At 46.6% G+C, this 15,332-nt stretch carries 15 protein-coding genes; 6 read left to right on the forward strand and 9 right to left on the reverse strand.

The window, feature by feature from the left end; translation table 11 throughout:
- Positions 1-9: 9 nt before the first annotated feature.
- From HH301_RS17840 to HH301_RS03520, 4 genes are all read right to left on the reverse strand, one after another.
- Positions 10-438 carry a VTT domain-containing protein gene (locus tag HH301_RS17840; protein ID WP_169566700.1) on the reverse strand — a complete coding sequence of 143 codons (429 nt, stop codon included), beginning with the start codon at positions 436-438 and terminating at the stop codon, positions 10-12.
- A 17-nt stretch (positions 439-455) separates the two neighbouring features.
- Positions 456-2,219, reverse strand: coding sequence for a TRAP transporter permease (locus tag HH301_RS03510; RefSeq protein WP_169566704.1), 1,764 nt, complete (start codon positions 2,217-2,219; stop codon positions 456-458).
- A 29-nt stretch (positions 2,220-2,248) separates the two neighbouring features.
- Positions 2,249-3,217, reverse strand: a complete 969-nt coding sequence (locus HH301_RS03515; protein ID WP_169566706.1) for a TAXI family TRAP transporter solute-binding subunit — start codon at positions 3,215-3,217, stop codon at positions 2,249-2,251.
- A gap of 179 nt (positions 3,218-3,396) precedes the next feature.
- Positions 3,397-3,606, reverse strand: coding sequence for a cold-shock protein (locus HH301_RS03520; protein WP_169566709.1), 210 nt, complete (start codon positions 3,604-3,606; stop codon positions 3,397-3,399).
- Positions 3,607-4,101: 495 nt separating this feature from the next.
- Here HH301_RS03520 and HH301_RS03525 point away from each other — a divergent pair, with 495 nt between their 5' ends.
- Complete coding sequence (locus tag HH301_RS03525; RefSeq protein WP_169566711.1) at positions 4,102-4,896, forward strand: enoyl-CoA hydratase/isomerase family protein; 795 nt, start codon at positions 4,102-4,104, stop codon at positions 4,894-4,896.
- A gap of 70 nt (positions 4,897-4,966) precedes the next feature.
- Here the strand turns inward: HH301_RS03525 and HH301_RS03530 are convergent, their stop codons facing one another.
- The 3 genes from HH301_RS03530 to HH301_RS03540 all read right to left on the reverse strand — a co-directional run bounded on the left by HH301_RS03530 (position 4,967) and on the right by HH301_RS03540 (position 8,045).
- Positions 4,967-5,650, reverse strand: coding sequence for a hypothetical protein (locus HH301_RS03530; protein WP_169566713.1), 684 nt, complete (start codon positions 5,648-5,650; stop codon positions 4,967-4,969).
- Positions 5,651-6,043: 393 nt separating this feature from the next.
- Positions 6,044-6,823: an SDR family oxidoreductase gene (locus tag HH301_RS03535; protein WP_169566714.1), complete on the reverse strand. Its 780-nt coding sequence runs from the start codon at positions 6,821-6,823 to the stop codon at positions 6,044-6,046.
- On the reverse strand, positions 6,735-8,045 hold the full coding sequence (locus HH301_RS03540) for a benzoate/H(+) symporter BenE family transporter (RefSeq protein WP_169566716.1): 1,311 nt from the start codon (positions 8,043-8,045) through the stop codon (positions 6,735-6,737). Before HH301_RS03540 ends, HH301_RS03535 begins: the two co-directional genes overlap by 89 nt.
- Before the next feature lie 59 nt (positions 8,046-8,104).
- On the opposite strand from HH301_RS03540, the gene HH301_RS03545 reads away from it, so the two are divergent.
- Complete coding sequence (locus HH301_RS03545; protein ID WP_206378149.1) at positions 8,105-8,671, forward strand: helix-turn-helix domain-containing protein; 567 nt, start codon at positions 8,105-8,107, stop codon at positions 8,669-8,671.
- 93 nt (positions 8,672-8,764) lie between these two features.
- On the forward strand, positions 8,765-9,781 hold the full coding sequence (locus tag HH301_RS03550; RefSeq protein ID WP_169566718.1) for an NADPH:quinone oxidoreductase family protein: 1,017 nt from the start codon (positions 8,765-8,767) through the stop codon (positions 9,779-9,781).
- Here HH301_RS03550 and HH301_RS03555 read toward each other — a convergent pair whose 3' ends face one another.
- Both HH301_RS03555 and HH301_RS03560 read right to left on the reverse strand, forming a co-directional pair.
- Positions 9,782-10,561, reverse strand: a complete 780-nt coding sequence (locus tag HH301_RS03555) for a substrate-binding periplasmic protein (RefSeq protein ID WP_169566720.1) — start codon at positions 10,559-10,561, stop codon at positions 9,782-9,784. It lies immediately after the preceding gene.
- A 138-nt stretch (positions 10,562-10,699) separates the two neighbouring features.
- Positions 10,700-11,830, reverse strand: coding sequence for a THUMP domain-containing class I SAM-dependent RNA methyltransferase (locus tag HH301_RS03560; RefSeq protein ID WP_169566722.1), 1,131 nt, complete (start codon positions 11,828-11,830; stop codon positions 10,700-10,702).
- A gap of 161 nt (positions 11,831-11,991) precedes the next feature.
- Between HH301_RS03560 and HH301_RS03565 the strand changes: the two genes are divergently transcribed.
- The 3 genes from HH301_RS03565 to HH301_RS03575 all read left to right on the forward strand — a co-directional run bounded on the left by HH301_RS03565 (position 11,992) and on the right by HH301_RS03575 (position 15,255).
- Entirely contained in the window at positions 11,992-13,098 is a 1,107-nt protein-coding gene (locus tag HH301_RS03565) for an NAD(P)/FAD-dependent oxidoreductase (RefSeq protein ID WP_169566723.1), read from the forward strand.
- Positions 13,099-13,590: 492 nt separating this feature from the next.
- Positions 13,591-13,959 carry a hypothetical protein gene (locus HH301_RS03570; protein WP_206378150.1) on the forward strand — a complete coding sequence of 123 codons (369 nt, stop codon included), beginning with the start codon at positions 13,591-13,593 and terminating at the stop codon, positions 13,957-13,959.
- A gap of 414 nt (positions 13,960-14,373) precedes the next feature.
- Entirely contained in the window at positions 14,374-15,255 is an 882-nt protein-coding gene (locus HH301_RS03575; RefSeq protein WP_169566725.1) for a sulfurtransferase, read from the forward strand.
- Positions 15,256-15,332 lie beyond the last annotated feature (77 nt).

The following is a 15,332-nucleotide window of genomic DNA, read 5'->3' on the forward strand; positions in this document are numbered from 1 at the left end:
GGGCTTTTTTTATGAAAGGCTTAGGGTCACATACAGAAGAACACTGTATCGTATGGTTTTTCCGATAGCGACTAAACAGCAGAACACCCAAAAACGAGTTCTGAGAAATCCGGCAATTAGGGTGAGTGGGTCCCCAACTATGGGTAGCCATGAAAAGAGCAGAGACCACACTCCATATTTCTGAAACCAGTGTTGAGCCCTGTCCAGTTGTTGCTGTGAAGCAGGGAACCATTTGTGATCTTTATATTCGATCAAAAATCGACCTAAGCACCAGTTGAGACAGGACCCCAGAACATTCCCGGAGCTAACCGCAGCTAAGAGAGTTATGTACTCACTGTCATCGATTAGAAGAAGCGAAATGAAAAGAGCTTCAGAGGAGCCAGGTAATAGAGTTGCTGAAAGAAAGCCTGATAGGAAAAGTGAGAAAGCTTCGGTCACAGGTTGGGGTCCAAGAGCTAAAAACTAATAAAAATTATAATCAGCCCGATAATAGTCAGCACTCCACGCGTAACCCAGGGCAATGGTGCGATCACTCCGTAAGAAACTGAAACTAAGCCAATAGCTATTTTAAGAAAGGCGAACAGAGCGCTCCAAGGTGTATCCGCCAATTGGATCAAGTTCGGATTTGCGATTAATCCTAGTGGGATGAGATACAAGCCCAAGCCTAGAGCCATCGCGTAGAATGACACTTTCAGCCAGTTTTCATTGACCATTCCGGCTGCAATAAAGACAGCTCCGCAAACTGGTGGGGTAATGGTTGATAACAGTGCAAACCAGAATACAAATAAATGAGCTTGTAACGGAAGAAGACCAAGCGATTGAAGGGCTGGCCCGGCAACTGATATGCAAATAACATATGCTGCCGTGGTTGGTACCTCCATCCCCAAGATTAAACAGGCGATGGCCGTTAGCAAGAGAGCTGGCCAGAGCATCTCGTTTGAGCCAGATATGATCAGGGATGTGATCTTGACGCCAAGCCCTGTTGCGCCAAGGACACCAATTATGAGGGACGCGCAAAGGATGATGGCAGCGATCATACTAATTTGTTTGCCTGCGGTCAGACATACGTCTTCTAACCTCAAAAAAGTCCGTTTGAGGTTAAAAGTTAAGCGGCTGTCCAGAAATAACAGAACAAAAGCGACGAGGATGGCAATACAGGCAGCATATTGGGGTGTCGTTCCACCAATAAACATGCGTTCCAGCAAGGCGAAAAAAGGGAGTGCAAAGAAGCCTGTTGTTATGAGAACTGTTTTGAGTGGTGGCTGCTGATCCTTGGGAAGGCTTTTTAGGTTAAATTTGCGATCGAAAGCGTTAATGCCGACCCAGACAGTAACGAAATACAGAATGGCAGGAAGAAGTGCTGCTGTCATAATATCTGTGTAGGGAACACCAGTAAGTTCCACCATCACAAATGCGCCAGCACCCATTAAGGGAGGCATGATTTGACCGCCTGAAGAGGCGACAGCTTCCACAGCACCAGCGAGCGCTTTTGGGTAGCCGAGTTTTGTCATGGCGGGCAAGGTAATGGCACCCGTTGAGGCGACGTTCGCGGATCCAGAGCCGGAAATTGACCCAAACAAGGCAGAGGACAAAGTAGAGACTTTGGCAGCGCCGCCTTTCAACCGTCCTGCAGCTGCAGTGGCGAGGTTCATGAAACCCTGTCCAGCTTCGCCTGAATTGAGGACAGCTCCCATGATGACGAAAATGGAAACGATGGAGACAGAAACGCCTGTGAGTTTGCCCCATAATCCCCCTTCAGCAATAGTAAGATTTCCAAGAAAACTGGAGAGCGGGATTCCCGGGTGACCAAATTCACCTGGCAGATACTGGCCAAAAAACCCATATATTAAGGCAATTCCGGCTACGGTTGGAAGAGGCCAGCCAATCGCTCTTCGCGCCATTTCAAGGGTAACTGCTAGTAGAGTGAAACCAATTACGATCTGCAGGTCGCTATTTAAAAACCCGTATTGGTCTGAGAGGCTCGCTTCATTCAATGCAATGTAAAAACTTGCGGCTAGACCAGCGAAGGTGAAAATCGTGCCCGTAACGAGTTGATTTCTGTTTTTTGCCGCAAATAAGAATATCCAAGGCAACGCCAGGGTCATGTGCAATGGACGCGAAAGTAGGTTGGGAACTAACCCTGAAAAAATGAGACCTAGATGAAAGAAAATAGAGACGGCACCAAGAACCATCCAAAAATACCGGCCAGGTGCCGTCATCACTTTACTCCAATGACAGGGGTGAACTTTTACTTAGCAGTTTCAGGGACGGTAACCCCTTTTTCAGCATAATATTTCAGTGCGCCTGGGTGAATTTTTCCTGAAATGTTGGACAGCATGTCGGTGTTGACACCTTTCCACCAAGCGTGATCTGCACCCATTTTTTCTTTTTGTTCCCAATAAGTCTTTGTGAGTTCGTAGGCTGTCTCGTCGGACATATTGGTTGTTGTGTAGGCAACGACAGGAAGTGAAGTGGTGACCGTGTCTGTTTCAATGCCGGCATATGTGCCAGCCGGGATAACCAAACGGGTTCTTTTTGTTTGCTTGATCTGATCTTCACTTAGAGAGAGGACTTTAACGCCAGTTCCAGCCGCGGCTTCAATAACATTTGGTGCTGGGTAAGAGCCAGCCGTAACAAATCCATCGATCTGTTTGTTCTTAAGTGCGGGAACGGCATTGGAAAGTTCGACATTAGCCAAGTTGACCTTTCCTTCTAAGCCAAAAAGCTTCAAATATTTTGCCCCTTCACGAGCGCCAAAGGAGCCTTTTCCGATCAAAATGTTTTTACCTTCCAGATCACTAAACTTTGTAATGCCACTATCGTCGCGAACAACAAAATGCATGGTTAATGAAGGGATTGGAAATAGAGCGCGAATATCGGAAAATTTGGGATTCTGCTTATCCTTGAACATCGCTTTACCAGCTGCGGCCAGTCGAACCAGTGCTGGTGGGGTCGTGAAAACGTAGTTTCCGGGGCGGACAGCCGCTTCCATAACGTTTTGGACAGATCCCTGACTCTCTTCAACAGTTAGAATAATGTCACCGTTACTTCCTGCTTTCATGGCTTCAGCAATTTGAACGGCCATTTGGTAGTAGGAAGATGTGCTTTTTGCGGATTTATATGTCACACGGGTTTCAGCGTTAGCATGTGTAGTGGCAAAAAGTGAACCCGCGAGGATGACCCCGGTTAAGGTTTTCAACAGGGTGGATGCAGCCATAATAATTTCCTCCAAACAGAATAATCGAACTCTTATGGCCCGATCTTTGAGCATCATTCCTTATAATGGAGATGAGTTCAAGATATTCGGTTGAGATCAAACGATTTAAATATGTGTTTGGAGAGAAAAGTAAGAGAGGGAAAATCCTGCCTGATCAGGTGATCAGGCAGGTATTGGCACTATTCAATGATAGAAATGCCTTCGGCAGATTCTTTGCCGTTTCTGCCAGGAACAAGTTCGTATGAAACTTTTGCACCTTCGGTCAAAGTAGTCAGGCCTGCTTTTTCAACAGCTGAGATGTGAACAAAAGCGTCTTTTGATCCATCATCAGGCTCGATAAAACCATAGCCTTTTGTTGCGTTAAACCATTTAACGGTTCCTGTACTCATAGTCGCCTCCTGAAGTCTAGCGATGTAAATGACCCCGTCTTGTCTTGGGTGGGGTCGGGATAACGTTTACCTCGGTAGTGCAAATCAGGAAGCCTCGAAGGACTCCGCTAAAATTAACTTATCGAATGTATCACGTGAGAGGATATTTGGAGCAATCTGCCAGATTGTCAATGGAATCTTTATGACAAAAACGCGAAATCTTGGGGATTTTTCAATAAATTTGAAGACTTTGAAGACTTGAAGACAATTTTGATAACCTCATATCAACTTATATAAATATAATGTTTGGAGATGTCATCTTATGAAAATACTAGTTTTGATGGGTATCCTGTTTTTGTTTTCAGCGTGCCAAACAGTCCAAGTCTTCAACCCTAATCCATATGCTGAAACATATCGCACTGACCCTGGAATTAACGCAAAGCCATAGAGATCTGTGATTTACTCTTTTTCGGAACCTGTGTAGCGTGGTTCAAAAAGAACGAAAAGGAATAAGAAATGCTGTTTGAAACGGTGTTAGTAGAAGATAGTGAGTCTCATGTTGCCATTACCCTCAATCGACCGGAAGCTTTGAACAGTATTTCTCGTGAAATGATTGTCGAACTTACAGTCATTCTGGATATGTATGAGGGTCGCGAAAATGTGCGGGTTTTGTCTATAACTGGAGCAGGAAGAGCTTTTTCAGCAGGCGTTGATCTCAAATCTGCTCAGGAGAGGATAACAGCAAGTGGTGGCGCCGATGCGAATTTTCGCTTTCTCGATGACTTTCGAAAGTTGCTTCTGCGGATTGAAAATTTCCCAAGGCCGGTGATTGCTGCGGTCAATGGTCTTGCGCTTGCCGGCGGATTAGAGTTGGTGCTGGCTTGTGATCTTGTGCTGGCTGCCCGCTCCGCAAAGTTTGGAGATGCCCACGCCAATTACGGGCTTGTGCCGGGAGGCGGAAGTTCTGTGAGACTTCCTCGTAAAATTGGGGTTACCCGAGCAAAACAGATGATTTTCAGTGGAGATTTCCTTGAGGCGGAAATTTTAAGGGAGTGGGGTCTGGTAAATTGGGTTGTGGAGGATGAAGACCTTCCCACCGCGCTTGTAGAACGTATTGACGAACTTGCCGCAAAAAGCCCGCTGGGTCTAAGCCGAATGAAGCAGATGGTAAACGATGGCCTGGAACAACCTATTGATACAGCGTTAAAAGCTGAGCTTTTAATTAATGCACAGCATTCAACATCAAAAGACCGCCTAGAGGGGCTTGCAGCTTTTAAGGAAAAGCGCAAACCCAAATTTACTGGCCGTTAAGTAAGGTATTTAGGCACAAAAAAGGCGGTCACTAAGACCGCCTTTTCTTTAAATCTTTAACGTACAACCCTTAGGCTTTCCGCTTGCGATTCCAGCCAAACAGACCGAGAACTGCGAGAGCCGCGCCGTAGAGCGGTAGAGCTGCTGGAAGCGGTACCGCTGAAATAGCTGCTACTGAAAAATCATTCACGCCTAGATCGTCACCAGGGTTGATATCTAAAGCAGTGAATGTAAGCCAGCTTACATGTTTGTAACCGTCAAATTCAACTTTAAGGTAGCCACTGTCACCGTCCGGTTTTATCTCGTCTGAGTCTGCAAAGTATGACGCAAAACCGGCCCCACTATTGCCACCTCCCCAAGACACCTCAGCTTGCTCCTTAGATTGCCCTCCGAATGACGTGAAAAGATCTAAGAAGTAAATAGCATCGAGAGATATCGCTTTCGCGAAAGAAATCGTAATAGACTGTCGGCCGGGAGAAACCTCATCGTCCACAACACCTAGGCCGTCCAGAGAACAATCCAGAGGCGGCGTTGCACAAGTCCCGCCATCCTGCGCAGTCCATGTCAAAGCACCTGCCGTAGAGGAAATAGTGGCTGTTGTACCGAAGAAATCAATTTCACCAGGCGTACCGCCTTCTACAGCTGATTTTGTTGCTTCACTAGTGAAGTCCAATATGGCTGCTTGAGCGCTAACGCCCATCAGACCTACTGCTACAATACTTGCTCCCGCAAGAGTTGCTAGTTTTTTAAACATTTATATAACCCCTCTTCTACATTGCTAATCATTGCAAAAGAAAACAGAACACGACCCAATAGAATTTACTAGGCCCCTAACTTTGGAAACCATGCTCCCTTTTGCACCCGCAATTCTGAAACACGGCAATGATACATACTTGCTAATAGAATAAGAGATTTACTCGGTTTGTACATTGGTATTTTAATACAATTTTAAGAAATTTTGAGAAAATACAACCTAGCGTATGTATTTTAGGGCACTCACTACTAATGGTAACATTTTGTTAACCATATTAGGCATTCCGTTAACTATACTCACCCCACCGCGCAATTTTTTGGGCAATTTTTTCCTAATTTAATGCGAATCAAACAACCGAATCGTAATTTAGGAAACTTTTTTGCGGCCTCCGGGTTACATTGTTCCAGGAAATGCCCCGCCATCAAGCAGGATATTCTGACCTGTCATATAGGCAGCATGCTGACTGCAGAGAAAAGCGCAAACAGCTCCAAACTCTTCTGGTTCTCCGAAACGGCCTGTAGGGTTTGATTGAGCTCTGATTTTTGCTTCGTCTTCAAATGACCTTCCCATCTTTTCAGCCGTAACCTCAAGATTGGATTTGAGCCTGTCTGTATTAAATGGACCTGGCAGCAAGTTATTGATCGTCACACCATAAGCGGCAACTTCGCGTGAGGTACCAGCAACAAATCCAGTTAAGCCTGTTCGCGCGCCATTTGATAAGCCGAGGATGGCGATGGGAGATTTAACCGCTGCCGAAGTAATGTTGACGATGCGTCCAAACTTCCGATCAATCATCCCGTCTACGACCGCTTTGATCAAGGCGATAGGTGCGAGCATGTTCGCATCTAACGCCGCGATCCAATCTTCTCGATCCCAGTCCCGAAAATTTCCTGGAGGTGGGCCGCCTGCATTGTTAACGAGTATATCTGGGTTTGGGCAGGCTTCAAGGAGAGCAAGCCGTCCCTCTTCTGTGGTGACGTCTGCCACGATCGGCGTAACTGCAGATCCAGTTGCTGAACTGATTTCCTTAGCCGTTTTTAGGAGAGTGTCTTTCGAGCGTCCGTTGATAATGACGTCCACACCTTCAGCAGCCAGTGCCATCGCTGAAGCTTTCCCAAGCCCTTTTGAGGAGGCGCAGATGATTGCTTTTTTCCCAGATAGTCCCAAATCCATGATCTTTTAATCCTAGTTTGATGGTTTTTTTATTGAGTATATTGATCATCAAACCGACAACAAGTCCCCAGAAGGGTGCTCCGATAGAAAAAAGTGTGACGCCTGACGCTGTGATGACAAAAGTAAGGAAAGCGGCTTCCCGATCGTTTTCTTCGCTAAGAGCGTTACTCATTGCATTTGAAATCGTGCCAAGGAGTGCAAGCCCTGCGATTGTCATGATGAGTTCTATTGGGAACATGGCAAAAAGATCCGTAATCGTACTCCCGAGTATTCCAACAGATATATAGAAGACACCGGCCCATATTGCTGCGCCGTATCGCTTTGATGGATCTGGATCAATTTCTTTACCCATGCATATTGCGGCGGTGATTGCGGCGAGGTTGAAGGCAAACCCGCCAAAAGGAGCAGTTATCAAGCCTGTAATTCCACTCCAGCTAATTAGTGGGGAGGCCGGGGTTTGGTACCCATGCGCCCTGAGAACCGCAATACCAGGAATATTTTGAGAGGCCATAGTTACAACAAAAAGCGGAAATCCAACGCCTAAGAGCACTGGCCAATTTAGTTCAGGCGTGGTCCATACTGGGACTGTAATCGCGAATTTAGGAAGCGTGCTTTTTAATAGACCCTGTCCGGCAGCGACAGCTATTCCGACAAGGAGAGTTAATGGAATGGCATAGCGAGCCGTTATTCTTTTGCCGATAAGGTACGTAAAGATCATTGCTCCAGTAAGGAAAAAATTGCTCTCCATCGAGCTGAAAGCATTGAATGCGAACTGCAAAAGGACGCCTGCTAACATTGCACTAGCAATGGAAACAGGAACAAGTTTCATTATTTTTTCAAACCACCCCGTGATCCCACATATTGTCAGAAGTGCAGATGAAAACAGAAAAGCACCGACAGCCTCTCCAATTGATACGCCTGGCAAGCTGGTGACAAGAAGTGCCGCCCCTGGTGTAGACCAGGCAATGATAATTGGTGCTTTAAAGCGCAAAGATAATGCAATCCCGCATACACCCATTCCAACGCCGACAGCCCACATCCAGCTTGCAGCTTTGGCCGTATCCGCGCCGCTTGCAAGAGCTGCCTGATAAACAATCGCGGCTGCACTGGAATAGCCGATTAAAACGGCAATAAATCCCGACGTAATATAGGGTAGCGATAAAAAGCGGTTCATGTGATCGTTCTTTATAGACAGCAAAGTATCGTGCGCTATAACGCACATTGTTGCGACTATACGGTTTGTGCGTTATAACGTACAGATATTTTTTATAGGGACTGAACGTGAAAAACCCGAACCGGATCCTTTCTCAAAATTTGAAACAGATCAGAACTCAGCGGAGCTTAAGTTTATCGAAACTGGCTGATATTTCTGGCGTGAGCAAGGCCATGATTGGTCAAATTGAAAGAGAAGAATCAAGTCCGACAATTGCGACTTTGTGGAAACTGGCGACTGGTCTTGATGTTTCATTTTCTTCATTGGTTGGGTCAGATGCCTGGAATGAGAGTTTTCGTTTTCCGAAACTTACAGACTCTAATCTGATCAGAAACGATGTTGGAAATGATGGAATGCTTGTTTCTATTATTCAGGCATATGAACCGCATCTGGGTTTTGAATGGTTTGAGATAACATTTCCGCCTGAGTATCTCCGTAATTCCGAGCCCCATATTGTCGGTACATTAGAGTTTGTATCTGTATTAGAGGGCTATCTGGAAGTACTGATTGGTAAGGATTGGGAGAAATTAGCTCCGGGGCAAACGATCCGTTTTGCTGCCGACGCGCCACATGGATATAGAACAGGTTCGAATGAAGGTGCGAAAGTTCATTGCATTATACATTATATAAAATAGTGGCGAAAATGGATTTGCTTGTTTTCAGGCTCGCCTAACATATAAGCTAAACAGAAAAAGCTCTGCCCAGTTTTGGGAAAAGGAGATAGAGAGATGCGCGCTATTGTCGTTCGAGAATTTGGTCCTTATCAAGAAAAAGCTGTATTGGAAACCATGGACAAACCGGTGGCCGGACCGGGGGAAGTTGTTGTCCAAAATAGAGCAGCGGGCGTTAGTTTTGCCATGTCGCTCAATATTGCAGGGAAATATCAAAGAAAAGCTCCTCTTCCCTATATTCCAAGCAGTGAAGTTGCTGGTGTTGTTGCAGAAGTAGGTGAGGGGGTCACTCGTGTTCAAGTAGGCCAGCGCGTTATGTGTAACGTGGATAGCGGAGGCTGTGCTGGCTATAACCTAGTTCGAGATATTTGTTGTCATCCGATTCCGGATGATCTGGGATTTGCGGAAGCCGCAGCAATGATTACCTCCTACACCACGTCTTATGGTGCTTTGATCATGCGGGCTGGCTTGAAGGAGGGTGAAGTACTTCTTGTGCATGGTGCTGCAGGTGGTGTCGGGTTGGCGGCAGTTGAAATTGGGAAGGCGCTTGGGGCTAAAGTTATAGCTGTAGCAGGGGGAGCCTCTCATTGTGAAACCGCTCTTGCGCACGGTGCTGATGAGGCGATTGACCATCAGAAGGTGGATTTTAGAGAGGCCGTCTTAGACCTGACAGATGGTCGAGGTGTAGATGTCGTTTATGATAGCATTGGCGGAGATGTAACCCTTCAGTCTATTCGAGCCTTGGCATGGGAAGGTAGGCTCTTAACCATTGGATATGCGTCGGGAACAATCCCTGACATCCCTGCAAATCGGTTATTATTAAAGAATGCGTCTGTCATGGGGTTCAATATCGGACATTACTATGGCTGGACTCCGGGAGTAGATCGCTCCGAGCACGTGCAGACTGTCGATAAGATCGTCAGAGGTGTTCTTGATCAGTATGAAAAGGGTCTGCTTCGACCAGAGATTGGTGCACGCTATTCTTTAGAACAGTTTCAGGAGGCTCTGGACGCTGTCATGAACCGCAAAGTGGATGGCAAATGTGTAATTGAACTGACGGATAAGGATTATTGATTAGCTGGCCTTAAAAGGCCCCAGTCCGTATTCATTTCGGATAAGGTCAATAGTTCCGTCTTTATGAATTGAACTTAAGACCTTTGTTAGGTGCTCAACAACCTCTAGCTTCGTTTTCCGCGACGTAACGGCCCATATGGGGGTCTGGAAAATGGGTGTTCCAACAACAGGCTTGCTGACTAAAAACCCATTTTTGTGGAGCCATAGAGCCTCTTGTACCGATGCGTACCAAAGTTGAACACGTTCAGCGTCCAGTAATCGAGCGCTTGTTTTACTGTTGTCTGTAGGAGCCAGATTGGAAAACCCATTTTGTTTTAGAAAATTTTCCAGCCGACTCTCCCGATAAACAGCTATCAGATTCAAGTCTCTAGCTTCCTCAAGGCTATTGATGGCTGGCGGGTTTTTGGAAATGAATGCAAAGGACAGATTGCCTGTTTGATCCAGCCACTGAAATTCTGCTTCTCGTTCGGGCGTTCTGGCCATTTGTAGCATCACAACGTTCGGGTGTTTGAGGAGCTCTGCATATGCTCGGCTCCATGGCAGTATTTCTAGTTGAACAGATGAATTAGTGCCTGATTGGGGAGAATTACCCCAACGTCGCGCGACCTCTAAAGCTATTTCATAGAGAACTCCCCGCTGATCTGCTTGTGATGACATCACGAGTGGCGGGATAGGAGACATGAGGATTCGAAGTTTATTCTCTTCATTGGCTTGCGATAACCCAACTGAGGAAAATAGCATACAAAGACCAATTAGAACTCTAGTCAATCGTTCACTCATCTGAGCTCCTGACAAAATCTCCTATATTTCTTTTACCTTACTAAAACTGCACAAAGGATCAATAGAAGAAAAGGCGTTATAAATTCCACTTTAGCGGACATTTTAATATGGAGGTTGTTGAGACAACAAACGAGTTTTCTAGCAATTGACGCGTTGAGGAAGTGGATCTGTTTTGAAAAGTTTCACTGGTATCCCGCCATGTGAAAACTTTAGTGGTTTTTCGCAAAAAGGAAGCGCAGTTGCTTTGGCAAGTTGGTCGGAGTTTGTGATCAAGCCAACCCGCCAGCCATCAAAGCCAGCCTTTAGGCAGTTGCCGAGAGAGATATAAAGATTGGACAGCTTCTTAATCTCGCCAATCCGAACACCATAGGGCGGGTTGATGATCACAAGGCCCGGCTGATCGGTCGGTGGCTTTAGATTGGCGATAGTTTGTTTGAGGAATTGAGTAGAATTACCAACTCCAGCGCGTTTGGCATTTTGCTGAGAGATATCAATCGCGCCTTTATCCCGATCAAACCCAAAGAACTGAGATTTCTTTTCTATTTCTGGTATTGGCTTCTTGAGCGTTTCGTAGAGTTCCGGATCGAAACTTTTTAGTTGTTGGAATGCAAAATTACGGACCCTGCCTGGCTGAAGCCCGGCTGCAATTTCTGCAGCTTCTATGATGAAGGTTCCGGAACCGCACATTGGGTCGACGACCGGTTCCGTGCCACAAAAACCACATTCTCGCAAAAGCAAGGAGGCAAGCGTTTCTCGCATTGGGGCCTTATTCACCGCTTCTTTGTAGCCGCGTTTATGAAGACCTTCTCCAGAGCTGTCGACACTGATCGTACAAAGATCACGAAAAATTCGAACTTTGATGGTTAATTCTGCGTCATCAGAAACTCTTATACCGTGGGTCTCAGTTAATGCTCTGACAATACGTTCAGCTGCAGCTTTCTGATGGTAAATGCGAGAACTTTTACAGGAGACCTCGACTTTGACAGGGATCGATGGATCAAGGGTTTCAGACCAAGGAAATTTTCGAGCTCTTTTGTCTAATTGAGCTAGATGGACAGCATGAAAAGAGCCGAGTCGGACGAGGATGCGACTGGCACCTCGAAGCTCCAGGTTGGCGCGCCACACCATCTTCCAATCCCCACGGATTGTAATACCGCCCTTAATTGGTCTGGGTTTATCAAACCCTTTTTCCTGGACTTCTTTCAGCAGCGCTGTCTCCAACCCTGGAACAGCGACCAACAGGATTTCCATATCTGAGTTTTCTGTCATGAGGTCTCTCTAACCTGCTTGACCCTTAACGTCGACAAATATTTGGTAAATCAGACTATTGCGGGCTTGAATTAGTCTGCCTTTATAGTGCAGGAAGGTGGTAATTGGTTCACAGGGTTTGGGTAGACCCTCAAGATTGCCCAGAACGGATTAGGCGGTAAATGACTGTAACTGCAGATGTAATTGTAATCGGTGCTGGCATGGCTGGCATCAGCGCAGCGGCTGAAATTTCGAAAGAGGCAAGTGTGCTGGTTTTGGAAAGTGAGCCGACGCCGGGTTATCATTCATCCGGCCGAACTGCCGCCATTTTTATTCGCAATTACGGGAATGCTGTGCTTCGTGCGTTGAATGCAGCGTCAGAACCATTTTTCTTAACTCCGGAAGGAGTTTCTGATAGCAGCCTGCTCACTCCCCGCGGCGAGCTTTTCTTTGCACGTGAGCATGAGCTTGAGGATCTGGAAAATTATATGGAAGGTTCTGATGGATTGGAGATACTGACCCCATCTGAAGTGGTTGAACTGGTTCCAATTCTGAAAAAAGATCCGATCGTAAAGGCTGCATATGAGCCCAGTGCGCAGGATATTGACGTTGATCGAATCTTGCAGGGTTATCTGCGGCAGCTTCGTCAGAACGGTGGGGAGTTGTTGACGAACTCGGAAGCCCTAGAAATTAAACTGGAAAGAGGGATTTGGAAAATCCATACGCCATCCGGAGCTCTAGAAGGTAAGATCCTTATAAATGCAGCTGGTGCTTGGGCAGACGTGATTGCGGAGCGGGCAGGCGTGGCAAAAGTTGGTGCGATCCCTATGCGACGGACTGGCGCAATTCTACCCCGACCTGAGATAGAGGGGTTTGATCGCTGGCCGCTATTTGTTAGCGCGTCGGAAAGCTTTTATGCCAAACCCGAAGCTGGCAAGTTAATGGTTTCTCCCGCTGATGAAGATCCTGTCGAACCCCATGACGCATGGCCGGATGATATGGTCCTTGCTGAGGGTCTCTACCGGTTTGAGGAGGCCACAACTCTTACAGTGGATAGGCTTGAACATAGCTGGGCCGGACTTCGTACCTTCGTTAAGGATCGAACACCGGTTGTTGGCTTTGATCCAGATCGAGAGGGTTTCTTTTGGCTCGCTGGCCAAGGGGGTTACGGTATACAAACTGCACCAGCCATGTCCCAATTGACCGCAAACCTGGTTCTTGGAAAAAGCTCACTTCTTGCAAGCGAAGTTATAAAGAAACTCAGCCCAGCCAGGTTTAAAAGCGCTTAGGTCTTTGCCTCAAAAGATAAAACACAGCGATTTTTGATTTTGGGGAAATGGCGCACCCGACACGATTCGAACGTGTGACCTCTGCCTTTGGAGTATCAACCGGAATTTATATAAAGAATTTCATAAATATATAAAGTATTTAACTAATTGATTTTAATAGATTTTTTAAATCAGCTAAATTTCAGACATTCTTATAAAATAACATCAATTTGATCTTTGATACTAACTTTGGTCACAAAATTATTGGGTTGCAACCCACAAAAATATTACAAGAAGCGCTTGTCGCTTTCAAGCGGTTTTACATATTCTCGATGAAACGAGGCTAGAGCTATGTGTCCAAAGGTATAAATTTTAATATTCTTGTAAGTTGTGTGCGGGAGATAATAATGGACAACCTTCAAAGTGCGTATTGAAGGCACCAATTGTTTTCCACTGACAATACGACCGTTGAATATTTTCAATGAGTAAGTAGACTATTTTTGAATTTCACAAATGAAGTGGATGGACGGAATGCAGCTTGCGGATATCGCAGAGGGAGAAATGGTCGTCTCCGGTAAGCTGGTAAAACTCCTGCGGACCGATTTAAAGGAGATTGCCTGGACGATTGGGATTGATGAAAGCGCCTTGACGCGTCAATCCTCTGTTTACGATGCAGATACCCAAAAGCGCCTGCGCGACCTTGTGGAGGCGCTTCTGATCCTGACGCAGCGCATTGGATCGCCCCTCATGGCTTATGCCTGGTACAGATCAGAACCGCTCGCCGGTTTTGCGGGGTGGACGGCCATGCAGCTGGTTCAGGCCGGAAAGGCTGAGGAACTCTATTCATATCTGCAGGCCGTTGATGCCGGGGTGTTTGCCTAATCCGGGTTTGGGGCTGCTATATGCCCCAAATAAAAAACCCTCTCTGTACTGGCATACAAGAGAGGGCTTAATATTCTAGAAGCCGAATACGTTAGGTTTTCATTTATCTTCCCTTAGGGTAAGGCCTTGGATCGGAATTTTCAAGACAAGGCTGCGCGCGCTTTTTAGACTTGTTGTTCCATGGGCGTTGATGTCAAACACTGGTGTTGCCAAGCCTAATTAGGGCCTATTCTCTTTCGTCTGACACCATCTGCGATCGAGGTCATACACCAAGTTTCTTTGACTTCAGAAAGCTATCGTTTCAATGTTGGGAATAATGCTCGAAGGCCGCTTTTGCACTGATAACGTCTTGCGGTTGGTCGCATGATTGATCAGACTATGTGTAATTAAAAACAATAAAAAGGCCTGGATAGAATGAATGGAACACCGTCACAATATTCTGAAGCGCTGGTAACCTGTGAATGGCTCGAAGCTCATTTGGATGACCCCGACCTGGTCATCTTCGATTGTACGACGTATCTAATTCCTGATCAGGGACCAAACCGGCCCTATACAGTTCAAAGTGGGCAAGCTGATTACGACAAAGGCCATATTCCTGGCGCTGGATATCTCGATTTGCAAAAAGACTTTTCTGTAGCCGGCAGCCCCTTCCGCTTTACACTACCGCCGGCAGAGGAAACGGCGGCTGCTTTTGCAGAGCGCGGTGTCAGCGACGGCAAACGTGTCGTTCTGTACAGTCGTAAAAGCCTACAATGGGCGACGAGATTTTGGTGGATGCTCCGGTGGCTCGGGTTCGACAATGTGTCTATTCTGGATGGTGGTTATGATAAGTGGATTGCCGACGGGCATGTGACCTCAACTCGTCCCTGTACCTATCCAGCGGGCACATTTTCCCTCAACGTGAGACCCGGGCTCTTCGTGGACAAAGATGCTGTTCGAAGCGCGATTGGTGCGGCAGATATCTGCACGATCAACGCGTTGACAGCAGATCTGCACAGTGGCAATAGTCCGCGCTATGGTCGCCCCGGCCGCGTCCCGGGCAGTGTTAATGTCCCTGCGCCAACATTGGTCAATCCTGAAACTATGGAGTTGCTGCCGATTGAGGCGGCCGCGCAGGCCTTCACCGGCATCGGTGCCGAACCAGGCAAGCGCATCATCACCTATTGTGGCGGCGGGATTGCCGCAACGTTAGATGCTTTCGTGTTACATGAATTGGGCTATCGCGATATAGCTGTTTACGACAATTCCATGAGCGAGTGGGCCAACGATGTGTCATTACCCATTGAAACGGACTGACCAGATCGTGTGCGGTGTCAGAGGAAGTTAATGTGACAATACCGACCGTGCTTACCATAAATGCGTCTATTTTTTTA

The sequence above is a fragment of the Sneathiella limimaris genome (assembly GCF_012932565.1).
Taxonomy (GTDB): domain Bacteria; phylum Pseudomonadota; class Alphaproteobacteria; order Sneathiellales; family Sneathiellaceae; genus Sneathiella; species Sneathiella limimaris.